16 protein-coding genes are annotated in these 19,107 nt (G+C 46.2%); 7 read left to right on the top strand and 9 right to left on the bottom strand.

The window, feature by feature from the left end; translation table 11 throughout:
* The first annotated feature begins 188 nt into the window (after nt 1-188).
* The 5 genes from F5971_RS13395 to F5971_RS13415 all read left to right on the top strand — a co-directional run bounded on the left by F5971_RS13395 (nt 189) and on the right by F5971_RS13415 (nt 5,675).
* The gene (locus F5971_RS13395) at nt 189-638 is read left to right on the top strand and encodes a hypothetical protein (RefSeq protein ID WP_036510442.1); all 450 of its coding nucleotides are present in this window, start codon (nt 189-191) and stop codon (nt 636-638) included.
* Entirely contained in the window at nt 639-2,153 is a 1,515-nt protein-coding gene (locus F5971_RS13400; protein ID WP_193495377.1) for a tripartite tricarboxylate transporter permease, read from the top strand.
* A gap of 46 nt (nt 2,154-2,199) precedes the next feature.
* Nucleotides 2,200-3,156 (top strand): Bug family tripartite tricarboxylate transporter substrate binding protein, encoded by a 957-nt coding sequence (locus F5971_RS13405; protein ID WP_036510438.1) that lies wholly within the window; start codon nt 2,200-2,202, stop codon nt 3,154-3,156.
* 224 nt (nt 3,157-3,380) lie between these two features.
* Entirely contained in the window at nt 3,381-4,988 is a 1,608-nt protein-coding gene (locus F5971_RS13410; RefSeq protein ID WP_036510435.1) for a sensor histidine kinase, read from the top strand.
* A 3-nt stretch (nt 4,989-4,991) separates the two neighbouring features.
* Complete coding sequence (locus F5971_RS13415) at nt 4,992-5,675, top strand: response regulator transcription factor (protein WP_036510432.1); 684 nt, start codon at nt 4,992-4,994, stop codon at nt 5,673-5,675.
* A 66-nt stretch (nt 5,676-5,741) separates the two neighbouring features.
* On the opposite strand, the gene F5971_RS13420 is transcribed toward F5971_RS13415, so the two are convergent.
* Nucleotides 5,742-6,293 carry a phosphoribosyl-AMP cyclohydrolase gene (locus F5971_RS13420; RefSeq protein WP_081763795.1) on the bottom strand — a complete coding sequence of 184 codons (552 nt, stop codon included), beginning with the start codon at nt 6,291-6,293 and terminating at the stop codon, nt 5,742-5,744.
* A gap of 236 nt (nt 6,294-6,529) precedes the next feature.
* On the opposite strand from F5971_RS13420, the gene F5971_RS13425 reads away from it, so the two are divergent.
* Nucleotides 6,530-7,615 (top strand): GGDEF domain-containing protein, encoded by a 1,086-nt coding sequence (locus F5971_RS13425; RefSeq protein ID WP_081763794.1) that lies wholly within the window; start codon nt 6,530-6,532, stop codon nt 7,613-7,615.
* Between the two features lie 8 nt (nt 7,616-7,623).
* Here F5971_RS13425 and F5971_RS13430 read toward each other — a convergent pair whose 3' ends face one another.
* Nucleotides 7,624-9,873, bottom strand: coding sequence for a bifunctional diguanylate cyclase/phosphodiesterase (locus F5971_RS13430; RefSeq protein WP_051514362.1), 2,250 nt, complete (start codon nt 9,871-9,873; stop codon nt 7,624-7,626).
* A 155-nt stretch (nt 9,874-10,028) separates the two neighbouring features.
* Between F5971_RS13430 and F5971_RS13435 the strand changes: the two genes are divergently transcribed.
* Nucleotides 10,029-10,970, top strand: coding sequence for a DNA/RNA non-specific endonuclease (locus tag F5971_RS13435; protein ID WP_081763793.1), 942 nt, complete (start codon nt 10,029-10,031; stop codon nt 10,968-10,970).
* A 28-nt stretch (nt 10,971-10,998) separates the two neighbouring features.
* Here the strand turns inward: F5971_RS13435 and F5971_RS13440 are convergent, their stop codons facing one another.
* The 7 genes from F5971_RS13440 to tal form a co-directional block, all read right to left on the bottom strand.
* Complete coding sequence (locus F5971_RS13440; RefSeq protein ID WP_036510429.1) at nt 10,999-12,657, bottom strand: methyl-accepting chemotaxis protein; 1,659 nt, start codon at nt 12,655-12,657, stop codon at nt 10,999-11,001.
* 226 nt (nt 12,658-12,883) lie between these two features.
* Entirely contained in the window at nt 12,884-14,035 is a 1,152-nt protein-coding gene (locus F5971_RS13445; protein ID WP_193495380.1) for a sulfate/molybdate ABC transporter ATP-binding protein, read from the bottom strand.
* Complete coding sequence (gene cysW, locus F5971_RS13450; protein WP_036510426.1) at nt 14,032-14,889, bottom strand: sulfate/thiosulfate ABC transporter permease CysW; 858 nt, start codon at nt 14,887-14,889, stop codon at nt 14,032-14,034. Before cysW ends, F5971_RS13445 begins: the two co-directional genes overlap by 4 nt.
* 2 nt (nt 14,890-14,891) lie before the next feature.
* Nucleotides 14,892-15,749, bottom strand: a complete 858-nt coding sequence (gene cysT, locus F5971_RS13455; RefSeq protein ID WP_193495383.1) for a sulfate/thiosulfate ABC transporter permease CysT — start codon at nt 15,747-15,749, stop codon at nt 14,892-14,894.
* A 24-nt stretch (nt 15,750-15,773) separates the two neighbouring features.
* The gene (gene cysP / locus F5971_RS13460) at nt 15,774-16,784 is read right to left on the bottom strand and encodes a thiosulfate ABC transporter substrate-binding protein CysP (protein WP_036510423.1); all 1,011 of its coding nucleotides are present in this window, start codon (nt 16,782-16,784) and stop codon (nt 15,774-15,776) included.
* Nucleotides 16,785-17,039: 255 nt separating this feature from the next.
* Nucleotides 17,040-17,990, bottom strand: a complete 951-nt coding sequence (gene corA, locus F5971_RS13465) for a magnesium/cobalt transporter CorA (RefSeq protein WP_036510420.1) — start codon at nt 17,988-17,990, stop codon at nt 17,040-17,042.
* Between the two features lie 151 nt (nt 17,991-18,141).
* On the bottom strand, nt 18,142-19,092 hold the full coding sequence (gene tal, locus F5971_RS13470) for a transaldolase (protein ID WP_193495386.1): 951 nt from the start codon (nt 19,090-19,092) through the stop codon (nt 18,142-18,144).
* Between the last annotated feature and the right edge of the window lie 15 nt (nt 19,093-19,107).

Raw genomic sequence — 19,107 nt, forward strand, 5'->3', positions numbered from 1 at the left:
AAAAATACAGAGGGATAAGCAACTTGGCGCTAGTTGATGCTTTAATGAATACAGGTCACATCAAGCATCACCTAGTCGTTAAGTTACATCCCTGTTCATTTTATGTTGAAATAAAAGAATAACAATAACAGGGCGGATCACTAAGAGACGCTCAGTGCCCATGATTTAATTTAGTTGGGAACATTACCATGCTCAGAATCAATTTCTGGTCTGGATTAGCGGTCGTTGCATTTTCTGTGACACTTCTGGTTTGGATTATCCCCACCTTCGGCGGTGGCGGCTTTTCGTTCGGCTTACCCCCTCAGCTTGTCGCGACAATTGGCGCTTGGATCATGCTCTTAAGCGCTAGCAGCCTCGTGATTTTATCTAGTATTGCTTTGGTGAGCTCAAAAGAGTCACTGATATCCAGTGTTAATTTTAACGAGATCTGGCACCAAGTCTGGCCATTCCTCTATGTCTTACTCTTTATCATTCTCGCAATTTATCTTCCTCTGACTTGGATTGCTCCCCTGCTTATTGGTGGTTTGCTGTTCATTCTAGGTGAGCAGCGCTGGCCCATTTACCTTATCTGCACCCTTACACCCACCGCAGGCCTATACATTTTGACGGTGTACCTCATGCGCATAGGAGTCGTGTAAATGCCCGAATTCAGTGTTTTTTACAGTGCGTTTGCAACGGCGCTCAGCTGGGAGTCCATCACCGTTATACTGGGTGGAGTTTTACTCGGTTACATTGTCGGGGTTATCCCAGGCTTGAATCGTGCGGTCGCAATCGCCATTGCGATTCCCTTAACCTTTTACATGTCACCTTATGCCGCCATTTCATTTTTAATTGGTTTATCCAAAGGCACTGCAGCTGGTAGCGCCGTATCCGCCATTCTTCTTAACACCCCAGGTGAAAGCTCTTCTGCAGCAACCTGCTTGGATGGCTACCCGATGGCACGAGATGGACGCCCCCGAACAGCATTAAAAATTGGTCTCTTAGCATCGGTCATCGGTGACCTACTGGCGACTTTGTTGTTGATTGCAGTTGCGATTCCCTTTGCGTCCGTTGCGCTAAAATTTGGCCCCTATGAACTGGCGGCCATTCTCATTTTCGCCCTAGTCTTTATTGCAGGTATGGCGGGCGGCTCTTTCTTAAAGGGCATGGCGGCAGGTGGATTGGGGATCGTGCTCGGAACCGTGGGAATGGATCCTGAAACTGGAGCCATGCGCCTAACCTTCGGTTATATGGAGTTGATGGAAGGTGTCCCTATTTTACCACTGGTCATTGGCACACTGGCCTTATCCGAGATGTTTGTTCAACTGGATGAATATCGACGCAATAAAGGCCAATCGGCCATCAATCTTACCGAGAATCAAAATGACGACTTAAAATGGTCGGAATTTAAAACCACCCTGCCCACCATTTTTAAAGGTACAGCAATCGGAGCGTTTGTTGGTGCACTCCCAGGGCTCGGCCCATCTGTGGGCTCGTTTATGTCGTATGGTGCCGCCAAGCGTTCCGCCAAAAATCCAGATACCTTTGGTAAAGGTGATCCTAGAGGCATCGCGGCCTCAGAATCCGCTGACAATGCTGTTATTCCAGCAAGCTATATTCCGTTATTTGGCTTAGGCATTCCCGGCAGTGTATCTGCGGCGCTTCTCGTCGGCGCGTTCATGATTCATGGCATTACCGTAGGGCCTTTAATGCTGCGTGAACAGCCCGAAATGCTCTTTTCCCTCTTCTCAGGAATGATTGTGGCGAGCTTATTGATGCTGGCAATTGGCTGGTATGGTCTGCGAATTTTTGCAAAAATCACCAATATCCCATCACATATAGTCATCCCTATCGTCATCTTTTTATGCCTTGCCGGTATTCAAGTACAAGGCTATGGCACCTTTGGCTTATTAGTGGTGTTTGGTTTTTCCATTCTTGGCTTCTTCTTGAAAAAGTTTGACTACTCGTTTGTGACGTTTTTAGTCGCATTTATCGTTACACCCATGTTGGAGTTAAATCTACGCCAATCCATTATTTTATCCGGTAGCGATGTTGGCATTTTGCTCGACAGACCCATTGCGGCCTTTTTTGTCGTGCTAACGATCATCTTACTGGTTCGATTTGCCTGGACAGGCATACAACAACGGAAGAAATCACTTCCGAATGCAGATTGAGCCTTAGACTCAATTCAGCAAAATACTATAAACTGAGGGGAACACAATGAAATTACAGAGCCTTCTGAAAACCGCATTGATTACGGGCGCACTTGCTGTAAGCAGTTCAGTCTTGGCAGATAACTTTCCATCTAAGCCCTTAAGCATGGTGATTGGCTGGGGTGCAGGTGGGAGTACTGACATTCAGGGACGCGTGCTGGCAAATGTGATGAGTGAACACTTAGGACAGCCAGTCAACGTCATTAATCGTCCAGGTGCAGGCGGTGCCGTTGCGCTGCAACAATTGGTTAATAGCCGCGATCAAGGCCATACCTTTGTATTTGGCACCTCAATGTCAGTGACCTTCGGCCCATTGGCAACACCGACCAACTTTGATGTCGATAGCTTTACCTATGTTGCAGGCGTCACGTTAGGACAATCTGCAATCGTCACTGGTGCAGACAAGCCGTATAGTAACTGGGCGGAGTTTCTTGAGTACGCAAAAGCCAACCCAGGCACAAGCTATGCTTCGCAACTCCCCTTTGATCGTCTCTTAATCGATTATATTGCGAAAAAAGAAGGATTGGATTTACGCATCGTTCCGACCTCCGGTGGTGCAGGCATGGCGCCTTTGATTCTCTCTGGCGATGTTGACTTTGCGTACAGCGGCGGCACCCATTCGGGTTATGCTAAAACAGGTGAAATGCCTGTTCTGGCGAGCTTAGCGGATGATCGTTTAGTCGCTTTCCCTGATGCACCAACACTGCGTGAGCTTGGATACGAGATAGATCCAGGTGAAATACGTGTGGTGATGGTTCCGAAGAATACTCCTGAGAATCAAGTAGAGCGTTTGGCCGAAGTTCTTAAGCTTGCAACTCAAGATCCACGCTTTATCGAAATCACTGAAGAGCGTATTTTGATGCCCGTCGTGTATATGGATGGTGATGAAGTCCATGAGAACCTGAGCAATCAGGTTGAAGGATTTAAAGCCATTATCGAAGAGCTTGGTGGTCTAAGCTCTTAATACAGCGCCATAGAATGCACACCTCACCCAAGCCATCTAATTCTCTTGGGTGAGGTGATGCGTCCTACTGATCACCGCCGCCTGTCTTTTTTAAAACCCATGCGTTCCGTTTAGCAACAGGGTCTCATCGTCTACTGTTTTTACGACGCCTCATCGAGTTTGCTCCCAAAGCACCAATTCCGTAAAGTACTCCTCTTCAGCTCGCAAAGTAGGTAGGCTACTTGATGTATCGACAACGACTCGTTATTTCCTTGAGTATTTTTTTCGTTTTGATTTTGCTTCAAGCACTGGGCACGTTTTGGGCCTTCCAACAGAATAGCTTTCATTACGAACGCAGCCGATCCGCGCAATTGATGCTCACCGAGATTGTTCATTTTCGTGCCGATGCAAAACGGCTTAAAGTTTGGTTAGCCGATTTCATCATTACGGAAAAGCGCGACACGCAATTACGTGATGAGCTATTTGATCGGATGAGTACTCAACTACAGAATGTCGACAACCTCAACACATCACTCTTTGCTCGCTCTCAATACAATTCTGATCCCGCATTTGCCCAGCAAGTCAGTCAGCAGATCGACTTTTTATGGACCAATATGAATGCACTCAAGCATGCCTTACAAACACGTGAAATCATTCAACTGGAAACAGATGCTCAGCGTTGGCAAACACTCATCTCCCTCTTTGATAAATTCCAAGGGTCCGATATCGCAAGCCTAGTGCATGACTTAATTGACTTACACAAAGCCAAAACGCAGCAGGCCGAACTCGATGCGGCAAAAATGACACGCCTTCTTTATGGCTTACTGGCGAGCTTAACCCTAATCAGCTTGGTGTTGTTTATTGGCTTAAGTCTTTTCTTAACTCGGCATTTTACCCGCCCGCTCTCTCACCTTCTGAAGGGTGTTCAACGCTTGAGTAGCGGTGATTTCTCAAACACAATTCCCGAAACAGGTGCCAAAGAGTTTGCGGAGCTTGCCCAAGGTTTTAACTTAATGGCCAACAATTTGAAAAATGCTCGTGATCAGCAGCAACGCCTGCAAGATGCGACTGAAGAAAAAGTACAAGAACGCACCGCACGACTCCAACATGTCGTCAATCAACTGCATGATGCAGAAATACGCCAAAAGAACTTTATCGCTGAGGTAAGCCACGAACTCAGAACACCGACGACCATTATGATGGGTGAAGCAGAACTCGCACTCAGAATGCACCCCTTAACTGAGTCACAACAACACGCCACGTTCAGTCGAATTGTGGAGTGCTGTCAATCACTGTCAACCCGTATCGACGACCTCATCATGTTAAGCAAAGGCCAACATGCGCTGGTGTCCGTGCAACTCTCCCCTTCATCTATTTTGGACACCTATGAGCACCTAAAACGCCAAGGCTTACTGCTCGCCAGCCATCATCAAGTGATACTTGATGTTCAAGCACCTGTGGGACTCAATCCACAAATCGATTCTAAGCTACATTTATTCGTTGACCATGCGAAACTTGATTTGGTGTTTAAAGTCCTAATAGAAAACGCCCTTCACTATCAAGGCGGAACTCTGTATTTAGGAGTCGCTTGTGAGGTTCAAGAAAATAGAGTGTTATTCTCCGTCATGGATCGTGGCATAGGGATTGAGGAAGATGAGAGGCACGCAGTATTTAATCGACATTATCGGGGCAAAAAAGCACAAGCTCTTCGACCGGATGGCCTAGGCCTAGGCCTCTCTTTGGCCAAAAATATTTTAGATGCCCACGATGGATGCTTGGTCTTTACGGCCAATGAGCCTCAAGGCACCCGCGCCGACATTTATCTCCCACTGTTTGACTTAGAGAGCGAATAAAACGTGAAAATACTGATCGTTGAAGATGATCAAAAATTGGCTGATTTTTTAAACAGAGCCCTGCAAGCTGAAGGCTACGCAACTGATATTGTCAGCCGAGTCAGCGACACTCTCAGCTACGTACGCACCCATCAGCCCGACCTGATTTTACTTGATCGCTTACTTGAAGATGGAGATGGACTTCAAGTGTGCCGAGACATACGTCATCTTAAACTTCCCTGTAAGATATTGATGTTGTCAGCCTTATCGGAGGTTGAAGATCGCGTGTCAGGACTTCGAGGTGGTGCAGATGACTATCTCGGCAAGCCCTTTCATTTTGAAGAGCTCTTGGCCCGCATCGAAGCCCTATCACAACGGGATCATTTTTCGAAAGCTGAAAACCGATTGAGTTATGCAGACCTGAGCTTAAATCTTGACCACTTAGAACTCACACGTGCAGGACAACTCATTGAATTAACCGCAAAAGAATTACGCATAATGGAAATGCTCCTGCGAAATCCTGGACGTGTATTAAGTCGAGAGCGAATTTTGAGTCATGTTTGGGGTGTACTTGAAGACCCCATGACAAATATAGTCGATGTTTACATGGCAAGGCTGCGCCGAAAGATAGACGCCGATTTTGAGCTGAAGCTCATTAGAACACGAAGAGGACTCGGCTATTTACTCAGTGATCGAACTGCAGCCTAACGATCCTAGTTAAGGATCGAGGAAACGTTAGGCTGTTTGTTTTAAATCGTGTTAGCTAGTACCAGATTACTGGCTATAGGGTAACGAAGAGTGGTGCAAAACAATACGCACGTCACCCTGCTCATCTTTTTTAAAGCCCCAGGTTTTATCAACGGTGGTGGTTTCACCGGCGGAATTTGTCATATGTACATGCCCCATGGTCAATGCAAGATCGCCATTAATGTACACAGCAGCATTTTCAAAGCTGTATTTTTCCCAACCTTTCAAGGCAAAGCCACTGTCATCAAAATCAGGGTTATCACCTACAAAGTAGGATAAGGCTCCGTCATGGGTAATTCTAAAGGTTGTTTCACCACTGGCAAGGGTCGGCTTAAACAGCACGGGACCCTGCTGATAGCCGTATGCCTGATTCAGTACAGCCTCAGCAGTTGCTTTGGCTTTTTCTAACCCTCCTTCAGTGTAGTCTTGGCTAATTTGAATGAGAGCCGCTCCCCAAGCATCCTGCGCTTGTCGTACCTCTTCCTCAGTAATGTTGGTGTTATGGACGGGTGCCGCTAACGCAAAACCAGATACCAATGCTGTGGTGAATCCGATCAAAAGAATATTTTTGCGCATCATGATGCAACTCCTTGAGCTATGAAAAGTATTGTTGTTAACCTGTGACTTTATATTAGTGACTGTTCATCAAAACAACACTGCAAAGAAGATTAAAAAAAGATGAATATTCGATTAAATAAATGGCTTTCACTGATGTAGATTATGGTTTTGAAACTAAAAAATCAGTATGTTTTGACTGTTTACTTTATACTCAGTCAAAAAATGTCTGCCTTTATGAGCGGAATAAGGAGTCATTCATGTATCCGTTGCAAGAGTTGTTCTCAGCTGGCAGCCACACACGTTACTTTCAACACACGCGCTCGTATTATATTTTCAGACGAGTACGAATTATTGCGCTTCTATTAGCTATTTTGCAAAGCGCATGGATACTTGTGGATCAATGGTTATTGCCAGCAAATGTTCAGTGGCCGATTGCAATTGCCCGTATGATCAGCAGTCTATTCTTTTTAGGAATTTTTTTCTGGCAAACTCGTCCTTATAGTCGTCGCCTAGCCCTCTTACGACTCTTGCTGCTGTTTACAGGACTCACTGCTTTTCATGCCTTTAGCTCTGCTCTGCTCCTCATTCATGGATACGATCAAAGTGTTGCGGGTTATCAATTTTTTCCATTTATGATTATCAGCATGATGGCGATCTTTCCGTTGGTCATTATTGAAGTCCTTGGATTAACCCTGCTACTCACTAGCGCCGAACTGGTGACTCAATTAACACGCGGCGTTTTGGGTGATGTTAACTCGATCAATAATGTCTGGTTATTACTGGTATTAGCGATAGTCGCGGCGTGGGCTACTGTTAATCAACTCAATATGCTGCTTGTCTTACATCGCCAGGCAACGCGTGATGCACTGACGGGTTTAGCGAACCGTCGCCTGATACTTGAACAACTCGATAGTGATATGGAAACATGCCGCGAAAACTCGCTTCCTCTCGCCGTGTTATTATTTGACTTGGACAAGTTCAAAGGTTTTAACGACACCTATGGTCATGCTGCAGGTGATATTGTCTTGAAGCAATTTGCTAGCATCCTTCGAAAACATACGCGAAAAAAACTGGATCTTGCAGGCCGTTTTGGTGGAGAAGAGTTTCTTATGATTCTCCCGGGTATGGATAAAGAAGCGGCCATTCAGGTTGCTACAGCCATTGGCGAAAGCTGCCGCCAAACCAGTGTTGCTGTCCCCAGCGGAGAAAAGGTAGGATTCACAACCAGCATTGGGATTGCGGTATTAAAACCACACGAAAATCAATCTGACTTAATTCGTCGAGCCGATGAGGCTCTTTATTCGGCAAAAGATGCGGGGCGTGATCGCTATGAGGTTGCGTAGAATAGAGCTCAGAAGCACAAGGTCGGTAAGACGTTACAGACCCAACCTGGCAGTTCGCATGCAGGCATAGGTCGAGCAATGCCATAGCCTTGACCCGATAGACACCCTAACGCCAATAACTGACGACAATGAGCGGAGGTTTCAACTCCTTCGGCGATCACGTGCAGATTGAACGCCTTCGCTAACCCCAACACACCCTGAATAATCGAAAGATCATCAGCATCACCAATAATATCACGAACAAAACCTTGATCAATTTTCAAGCAATCGATAGGTAAACGTTTCAAGTAGGTTAAAGAAGAGTAGCCTGTACCAAAATCATCCAGTGCAAGACTTACCCCCAAATCCCGACATTGGGAAAGAATAGGTGTAACAGACGCAATGTCCTCCAGCGCGCTGGTTTCTAATATTTCTAATTGCACATGCTGTGGCGGTACATGTGGGTATTTTTTTAAGGCCAACTTCAACTGATCAACAAAGCCTGGGAACTGTATTTGCTGTGCCGCTATATTAATGCTGAGTGGGCAATCAAACCCATTCAAGCTCCACACCTGCATTTGTTGCAAGGCTGTATTTAAAACCCACTCACCTATCTCAAGCTCTAATTGATGTCCCTGTGTGACTGGTAGAAAGGCATAAGGTGTCAGCAAGCCATCTTGAGGGTGCTGCCAACGAATCAAGGCTTCGGCACCCTCGAATGCTAATGTCTGCATATTGATTTTTGGCTGGTAATACAGAACGAACTGACCTGACTTCAAGCCCTTGCTAATCGCTTTAAGTGTCTCTTGTTTCTGGCGAATGGCCGCTTCAAGCTGAATATCAAACAATTGGTAACGATCCTTCCCGGCTTGCTTAGCAAGATACATCGCCTGATCCGCATGACGCAGTAACTGATCAGGTGCCACATCGTCGAGTGGATAAAAAGTAACGCCAATACTGGCAGATACGCTCAGTTGATGCTCATTCACTCGAACAGTTTCGGAGGCAGCTGCAAGCAAACGCCTGAGTACTGGCTCACAATCCTGGATTTCGCTCATGCCACCTAATACCGCGACAAATTCATCACCACCAATTCTTGCTAACGTATCGTCTTCCCGCAGCATCTCCTTCATTTTCTCGGCCAAATACTGCAGCATCCGATCGCCTACAGAGTGTCCGTACTGATCGTTAATTAGCGTAAATCCATCTAGATCGAGATATGCAACCGCAAGAATCTGGTGTGTGCGTCGAGAACTTGTCATCATTTGCGCCAAACGATCCGATAACAAAATACGGTTTGGCAAGCCTGTCAGTGGATCAAAATGTGCCAACCTTTCCAATTCTAATTGCGCATTTTTTAAGGGCATTAAATCAACATCAACACAATACAGCTCTCTTTCACCCGTTACAGTGGTATGCATCACATGACTTGAAAACACGCGAAGAGGAGAGCCATCTTTGTGCAATAAGGTTAACTCACCCGAGGGTATTTCCTGATCCTGATCAAGCCAGCGCGTGATTTCTTCAATAACCGCCTCTCTTGCTTCAACAGGAATAATGAGTTCCTCTAAACGACGCCCTACGGCTTCATCGTGTGAATAACCATAGAGTAACTCACTGGCTTTATTCCATAGAAACACTCGACGTTGATGATCATAGCCTTGCACAGCAATCGTGGGTATTTTTTCAAAAATACAACGCAAACGTGCTTCACTGGATTTAATTATCTCTGCAGATCGCTTGTGCTCAAGGGCATGTGTAAACATTTCCCCACATAACTTGAGAAGATACACTTCATCTTGCGACCAAGTCCGTTTTGTTACCACAGCATCTATGCCAATAAACCCAACAAATGAACGGTTGGATACCATCGGCACCGTCAGTAAGGATAGAATACCTTGACTCATTAAGATTTCTTTTTCGATCTGATAGGCATCCGGTAACGCAGGAACATCCGAATAATTAACTTCTTGTTGTGCTCGCATCTGGCGAACAAAATGCAGATCCTCCCTCAGCTCTAGCCCTTGTAACTCCGACTTTTGCGCCGTAATACCGGGCATACACCACTCATGAGTGTTATCGGCAAAGACCTCTTCTCGTATTTGAAATAAGTAACTGCGATCACTTTGAGTAAATTCTGCCAGCCAGCGTAAACAACACTCAATGTTTTCATCAAGATTAGTGTCAGAACTCATGACAATTTTCGATGAAATACGGCTGATCAGGCGCTCTAACTTGTAGCGCTGACTTAACAACCGATCATTGCTATCTGATTCCATTTGCTTGCATTCTCATCATGCTGTTTAAGAAATCAGTATAGGACAGGCTGCTCAAAATCAACATTTAACCTGTGCAAAGCGGCATTCAACTATTGTTTAGCTATTCTCAGATGCGTATTATCCGGCGTTTTAGTGAACCTTAACGATTGGTAACAATGTTTAAATCCCTCCGTCCGACTCGCCGCCGTTCTAAAAAAAGGAACGGCCATAAAGCCACAAAAGCCACAAAAGCCTTAATTAAATCAGGTTTAAAGCTGCCAACCTGGTTGCTCGTTTGCATCCTGATGTTCGCATCAACCGCCTACTTTATTGAGCGCCAAATACGTGAACAGTATGCCTATGCGGGGCTACCCATCCCTCAGAACAGCTTACAGGTCCATACATGGCATCGCGTCTTACGCAATCCCGGATTCATGGTGGGCTATTCAGATGCAAGGATGAATCCTTTATGGGTTACCTATCAGTTAAATGAAGGCACTTTAGGCAGCATAGGACCAAGACCTTCAACCTTTTCGACAGACTGGCGGACAATCATTCGTGTTGCACACCAAGACTATACGGGGAGCGGCTACGACAGAGGTCACTTAGCGCCCAACTATGCAATGGCACGCGTTCATGGGCGAGAAGCGCAACTCAAGAGTTTTCTGATGACCAATATTAGCCCACAGACCCCTGAGTTAAATCGCCAAGTTTGGCAACGAATTGAAGCGGCCGCCATGGACCACTTTATTCCAATTAAACAAAATATCTGGGTCATAACGGGTCCGATTTTTTCAGGCTTTTTGCTCGGCCCTGATGTGGAACGACTGAATAGTAGCTGGGTTGAAATTCCAGATGCGTTTTACAAAATATTCATAGCGCCTGCCACCACTGAGCGCCCATTGAGCGTATTAGCCTTTATCGTCCCTCAAAACGTTAAAGGCAATGAGCCCTTGGATCAATTTTTGGTCACTGTGCGGGAAATCGAAGACAAGACCGGACTGAACTTCTTACATAGACTTCCCGAGGACCTTCAGGAGCGAGTGGAAACCACCATACAACCCGAGCCTTGGCAGTTGGATAAGGTTAAAAACCAGCGCGGGCGCTATTCAGACTAACGGATCGAATAGCGCCTTGTACGTGTCCCTAGAATTTCAGCTGATTTACGATTGATTTAAGCTTGTCAGCGTACTCGGCTATCTGTCGACTGGACTGTGCTGTTAATTCAGACGCCTGAGACGTTTCATCAGCGGCTGTATTTATCCGATTTAGATTTTCGTTCATTTCATCGGCAACAGCGCTTTGCTCCTCAGCCGCACTTGCAATTTGCGTATTCATATCGTTAATTGCATCGATAGCTGACATAATTTCATCAAGTGCTTCTCTCGCCTTAGTGGAGTGCACAACACCTTCTTGCGCTTTCGTTTCACCGCTCCTCATAACCTGTGTCGATCTCAGAGCCGCTTCTTGTAGGTGCGACACCATCGATTGAATCTCCCTCGTGGAGTCTTGTGTACGACTCGCCAGCGAGCGAACCTCATCCGCCACCACAGCAAAACCTCGACCTTGCTCACCCGCACGCGCCGCCTCTATCGCTGCATTTAAAGCCAGTAAGTTAGTTTGTTCTGCGATATCTCGAATCACATCAACAACAGAGCCTATCTTGCGAGCATCTTCAGACAAGTCATTAATAACCAGAGCTGCGGACTCTACTTCTTGAGCAAGTTGCTCCATTCCCTGCGCCGTTTCAGTGACAACAGCACGCCCCTCTTTCGCTTTCCGGTCTGCTTCATTGGCACTCGCCGCTGCGTTTGCTGCATTTTTAGCGACGTCATGAACAGTAGCATTCATTTCGCACATTGCAGTCGCGACCATATCTGTTTCCATGCGTTGCTTTTGAATACCGCGACTGGCTTGCTCTGCAACCACAGAACCATGATCGGCTAACTCCGCAAGTGACAAGCCAGCTTCACCGATTTGACGTGCCATTTGACTCAATTTGGTTCGTGTTGCAATAAAGCGCCGGATCATTTCACCAAACTCATCAGAGGCCGACTGGTGTGAGGACGGATGATCTCTGAAATCCCCATTGGCTAAGCAGTCGGCGATTGAATCCAAGTCTGCCACTCCTTTTTTGAAGCGAGAGATAACCCTCCAAGCCACAAAAAGTGCAATAAGTAATCCTGTTAAACTCAGAACGATCAACTGCGTAGTCAACCTTGACGACAATTGATCTAAATTTTCTTTGGCCTCTTGGGCACCGCGAAGTTTTCGATCACTGAGTGCATCTCTCGCTTTATCCGCTTGGGCATAGAGCGGGTTAACCGAGCGCAAAATATGTAAGTTAGCTTTAACATATTCGCCAGATTCTAAAAAACCAACCGTTGGCTGAACGGCATCCGTTAAGTATTGTTGATAGGCTGTTTGAAACTGATTTGCCAATTGCGTTGCTTCTGTGCCGTGATAGACCGACATAAAATGCGACCAAAGACGATCAATTTCGGCAATGCTGGCTTTAACGCGCCCCGTATGCAACGAGGTTGCATGATCGTGCATAGACGCAAATTGTCCCGTTGGATTGTGCTGAATCGACAAGAGCAACTCAGTACGAATTTGCTCCATTAAACCGCCAATCCGTTCCACTTCATATAAGGGGACCATTCGACGATTGTAGTTATCTTCAAATTGAAACGCTTTGTATTTAAACCCGTAAAGTGCAAAGGAAAGCAACGCTAACACGACAACTAAAAACACTAAGACGAGCAAACGCATCTGATTTTTTACAGAATGTACGTTAAAGAACATCGATCACACCTACAGGTAAAATGAATTAAATGTTTTAAAGAACCACTGATAAGGTTGAACGCTCAGCACCGACTACAATCCACCGAGACACATTATCTGTGTTGATAACTTTCCTATTATAGGAATTCCCTAATATTCATTTTAACCTGCAGGTTCATCTTTTTAAACACGGCTTAATGCTAATCTACACTTAACCTCTGCCTTTCGCGCACCTTTTTAAGATGCCTTAACTGACCTCAGCCAGATGCGCGCTACGCTTTGGGAAGTTCGGATCCTGAATCAAAGTTGATGCCCAAGTTAAGGTCTCTGGCTCTGTTACGCCTTCCATAAACAAGTGCCCAATGTCTGGGACAGCGTAGCAACGATCCCCTCTCATCGGCTGCCATGCATTGTATTGCGCGTGGCTAATTCCGATTTCCCAGGGCTCATCCGCCTGCCAACCATCAGGTTGCAACTCTAAACGGACTTCGGCTCCGATTAAACTCACAGCATTAATTGTTAAAGGCAGGTTTGCATGGGCCACGGGTACCTGTTGCAGATGAACTTCATGAGGACGTAAATAGAGTTGAGCCACAGGCACTGTGATAGGCTTAGGCAACTCAACCCATGCATCGCCTTGTTGTAGACGTGTGCCCTTCACTTGCGCATCCAGCACATTGATGTGACCTAAAAAGTCAAACACAAAACGACTTTCTGGGCGCGAGTATAGCTCTTGAGGACTATCAACCTGCTCAATCTTGCCAGCACTCATCACCACAACCTTGTCGGAAAGCTCCAAAGCTTCTTCTTGGTCATGCGTAACAAATACGCTGGTGAAGTGTAATTCATCATGCAAGCTTCGCAGCCAACGTCTTAAATCCTTGCGCACCTTTGCATCCAATGCCCCAAAGGGTTCATCCAACAATAAGACTTGTGGTTGCATTGCCAAGGCTCTCGCCAACGCCACACGTTGCTTTTGCCCACCGGAGAGTTGCGATGGATAGCGTTTTGCTAAGTGTCCTAGTTGCACCATTTCCAGCAAGTTAGCGACACGTTTGTAAATTTCAGTATTACTTGGACGCTCCGCTTTAGGTAGAACTTCCAAACCAAACGCCACATTTTGAGCGACGGTCATATGGCGAAACAAAGCATAGTGCTGAAACACAAAGCCCACACGACGATCACGAACATGTACGTTTGTTACATCTTGCCCATGAAAAAGGATGCGCCCCGTATCCGCGGTTTCAAGCCCTGCGATAATTCGCAACAAGGTTGTCTTGCCTGATCCAGACGGGCCTAACAAACCAACGAGCTCGCCGTCAGGAATCTCCAGCGTCAAGGGTTGCAACGCTTGAAACTGTCCAAAGCGCTTGCTGATATTTTCAACACGAATACTCATTCACTCACCTCATCCAGCACTCTGCGTTGACGCGCTTGACGCCACTCGACAAATGATTTCACAAACAACGTAATTAAGGCTATGCCCGCCAGTAATGATGCGCTCGTAAAGGCACCCACTGCATTGTAATCTTGATACAGCAATTCAACATGCAATGGCAGTGTATTGGTCTCACCACGGATATTTCCAGACACGACCGAAACAGCACCAAACTCACCCATTGCTCTCGCGTTGGTTAACACAACACCATAAATAAGTGCCCACTGAATATTCGGCAGAGTCACTCGCCTGAACAACTGCCAACCGCTCGCGCCCAAGGTAACACCCGCCTCCTCTTCCTCTTTACCCTGCTGCTGCATTAAGGGGATTAGCTCTCTTGCCACAAATGGACAGGTCACAAACACAGTCACCATCAAAATGCCCGGCCAGGAGAACATCAATTGCACATCATGGTCCATCAACCAACTGCCCAACCAACCATTGGATCCATACAACAACAAATAGAGCAAGCCAGCCACCACCGGAGATACCGCAAACGGGATATCAATTAACGTGATTAGCAACTTACGCCCTGGAAACTCGAACCGTGTGACGAGCCATGCCAAGAACACCCCAAATACTAAGTTAAGGGGAATCGTCAGAGCCGCAACCAACAACGTGAGACTAATGGCATGAAGGGTGTAGGTATCCGTTATATTGGCCAGGAACCCTTGAACACCATCACCGAAGGCTTGTACAAAAATGGCCACTAAGGGGACGATGAGCAAAGTACCCACAATAAAAAGAGCCAGACTAATCAGACTCCATTTAACCCAAGGTTGATCACCGACGCGTAAACTTGCTCGTGTTTGCATACTTATCGACCATGAATTCGACGCAAATAATGCGCTTGCCATATATTAATTAAAAACAACAGAACCAATGATGCCATTAACACCACCGATGCAATCGCACTGGCTCCGGCATAGTCATATTCTTGTAAACGTACAAATATCATTAGGCTTGTCACTTCACTGATGTACGGCATATTGCCTGCGATAAAAATAATCGCACCGAACTCACCAAGGCTACGCGTAAACGAAAGTGCTATGCCTGTTAATAGACCCGGCCACAGAGATGGGAAAATAATTCGGCGAAACACCGTCCAGTCCGTTCCACCCATGGTGATACCCGCTTCTTCATCCTCAGGTGCCAAATCTTCAAGTACAGGTTGTACCGTCCGAACCACAAATGGCAAGCTGGTAAAGGACATGGCCACAATAATCCCTACTGGCGTGTAGGCTACTTGGATGCCTAATTCGGCCAGCATTGAGCCATACCAACCATTTTGAGCAAACAATGCCGATAGTGTAATCCCAGCAACCGCTGTAGGCAGCGCGAACGGCAAATCCATTAGAGCATCCACGATACGTTTTCCGGGGAACTCGTATCGAACCAAGACCCATGCCAATAAGAGACCGACAACACCGTTAAATAAGGATGCAATAAGTGCCGCCCACAAAGTAACTTTATACGAGGCGACCACTCGAGGATCACTAACAACAAACCAGTATTCCTGCCAAGTCATTCCAGCCGTCTGCACGATTAACCCAGTGATAGGCAATAGCAGCACTAAACTGATAAACAACAACGAAATCCCCATGCTCAAAGCGAAACCCGGTAAGACGCGCTTACCGGGGCTCTGAGGCAATGACGAGGCAATTGCCAGTGACATACCTATACTATCCTGTTCCGAAAATTAACGACGTTGTAATTGATCAAGCTTTGCGCCATTGGCAAAGTGGATGCTCATCGCGTCGTCCCAGCTACCGGCAATTTCTTCAATTGTCAGCAGTTCTACTGCTGGGAACTGATCAGCAAACTCGGCTTGAACCACTTCGTTATGAACGCGGTAATTAAATCCAGCCAATAGACGTTGAGCATCTTCGGAGTACAACTCATCTAAATAGGCTTTAGCCAATTCAAGGTTACCGTTTCGTGTAGCATGGCGCTCTACGACAGCAACAGGGAACTCAGCTAAGAAGCTCACTTTAGGCACAACCACTTCAAAACCATGATCCGGGAATTCAGCTATAATGTTGTTCACTTCTGATTCAAACGTGATCAGGACATCGCCAATGCCACGCTCGACAAAGGTTGTTGTCGCTCCACGACCGCCTGTATCAAACACAGCCACACGTGATAAGAAGGTTTTTACAAACTCGTCTGCTTTCGCTTCATCACCTTCAAAGGCTTTTTGCGCATAACCATAGGCCGCTAAGTAGGTATAACGACCATTCCCTGAGGTTTTGGGATTAGGGAAAACGCTGCTGACATCATCACGCGCCAAGTCATCCCAGTTACTGACGCCCTTTGGATTCCCCTTACGCACCAGATACGCCATGGTTGAGTAATAGGGTGAGCTTGCATTCGGTAACTGGTCACGCCAATCTGCAGGAATCAACTTTCCACGTGTATGCAGAATATCCACGTCGGTGACTTGGTTATAGGTCACAACATCTGCACGTAAGCCTTCAATAATGGCCTGAGCCTGACGTGAAGACCCACCATGTGATTGACGTACTTCAACCGTCTTACCTGTTTTTTCCTTCCAAACACTCGCGAAATGTTCGTTATAGCTGGCAAATAGCTCTCTTGCGATATCGTAAGACGAGTTCAGGAGGGTTTGATCCGCAGCAAAGGAGTGACTAGAGCTCAGACCTATGGCCAGAGCAAGTGCAACCGATTTGGCGTGTTTAACTAGCTTCATATGAGCTCCATCTATTTACAGAATAAATAATCTATAGTGATTTTATGTGTGAGGAGATTATATCAAGACAATAGTTATAACAACAAATTTTAATATATTATTTTGGAATATACAGAAAACTTGAATATCTATCTGCTTCACTCTCTATATGAATGAAGCAGAAGCCGTGTCTAGCAGACTGTCGGACTTAGAACTGACCTACTGCGAAAAAGCTCAACTGGTTGTTGCGAGGAAACAGACAGATGCCCTTTTTCTTTAGAGCCACCCTTTGTAGCGGAAGAACATATAAGGGGTAATACCCGATAAAAACATCATTCCCAGTGCAAAGGGATAACCATAGGTCCACGCCAACTCAGGCATAAACTCAAAGTTCATACCGTAGATACTGGCGATCATGGTTGGAGGAAGGAAGACAACAGCCGCAATCGAGAAGATTTTAATGATTTTAGCTTGCTGGATATTGATAAAGCCCTGCGAGGTATTCATCAAAAAATCAATTTTTTCAAAGATAAACGCGGCATGGGCCATGAGGGTATCAAGATCGCGCAGGATCTGGCGACACTCTCCCTGAGCTTCTTCATTTTGACGAATGTTGCGCAACAAAAAGGATACAGAACGCTGGGTATCCATTAGACACAGGCGGATTTTACCGTTACTGTCTTCTAACTTCGCCAACTTATCCATTTGGCTGCCAAGCTCTTCATCTCGATTTTCCAAAATGTGGCTGCTGACATCATCAAGCTGTCCCAAAAGGTCTTCTAGCTGATCCGCCAAATTATCCACTTTTAACTGAAAAATAGCGGTCATAATGTGCAGAGGTGATGCCGCTTCAACCCAACCACGACGGGAGCGTAACCGTAAGAGCCGAAAGTCGGCTAAATCCACATCCCTAACGCTCAACAAAACATCGGGTTTAAGTGTAAATGCGACGGTTGCAGTTTTATGACGGCCTTCAGATTGATATAAAAAAAGTGAATGCACATGCAAATCTTGGCCTTCAAGAAAGTAACGCGCACTGGCCTCGATTTCTTCAACTTCATCGGCTTCGGGGAGGCTGTTTGGGTGAAGCTGATCAACTAAACTGCGCTCCTCATCGGATGAGTCATGCAAATCAATCCAACTGGCTTGCTTTAAATCTACCTCAGCATCTGTTTTTGATGCCTGCTCAATAAGGCGCTCATTTTGAAGCGTGTAACTACGGATCATGCCTTTGCCTCAGGTAAATAAGTGAGATTATACAGACAGAGATGACGAATGTGTGACTAGAGCCCCATGTATTTGAAATAAAGGCTATACACTATTCACTTACCTAAAAAGTCTTCTTTGAGTGGAGCGCCTGCCCCACTCTCTTTACACATCAACCTTGGCTTAAGAGTGTTTCAAGCTTACGCTGATCGGCTGCAAAATTGCGAATGCCTTCCGCTAGCTTTTCAGTCGCCATGGCGTCTTCATTCATCTCCCAGCGGAAGATCTCTTGACTCAGCTCACCCGACGGGTCCTCTTGCGTTGTTTGATGCGGATGCAATTGACGCTCCAGTGTTGCATCAGTGTTGGCTAACTCTTGCATCAGCGCGGGACTAATGGTCAAGCGATCACAACCCGCGAGCAACTGGATTTCATGAATGTTTCGAAAGCTTGCGCCCATGACAATCGTGGAATAGCCATGCTGCTTATAGAACGCGTAGATACGTGAGACGGACTGCACACCGGGATCATTTGCCCCCGTGAAGTCTTGCTCGGGCTGGGTCTTTTTATACCAGTCGAGTATCCGACCAACGAACGGCGAAATCAAAAAAGCACCTGCGTCAGCACAGGCTTTTGCCTGACTAAAACCAAAAAGCAACGTGAGGTTGCATTGAATTCCCTCTTTTTCAAGTTGCTTTGCTGCTTGAATACCCTCCCATGTCGATGCGATTTTAATCAACACTCGATCACGCGTAATCCCTTGCTCCTCATACAGGCTCATAATACGCTTGGCCCGCTCAAGGGTGGCCTGCGTATTAAAAGATAAACGCGCATCCACTTCGGTTGAAATACGCCCTGGCACTATTGACGTGATTTCAGCGCCAAGCTTTACCCCCAGATAATCGCTCATATTATCCAAAAGCGTTTGGCTATCCCCACCCTGTTGAAGCGCCCACGAACGTGACTCGTCCAACAAATATTGATATTTGGGATCTTGTGCTGCTTTCAGCATTAAGGATGGGTTGGTCGTCGCATCAACGGGGCAAAACTGACGTATTGCATCGATATCGCCTGTATCCGCTACAACGGTGGTCATGAGTTTGAGTTGTTCTAATTGGTTCATTAATACCTATCCCAA

The organism is Nitrincola alkalisediminis, assembly GCF_009821115.1.
Taxonomy (GTDB): domain Bacteria; phylum Pseudomonadota; class Gammaproteobacteria; order Pseudomonadales; family Balneatricaceae; genus Nitrincola; species Nitrincola alkalisediminis.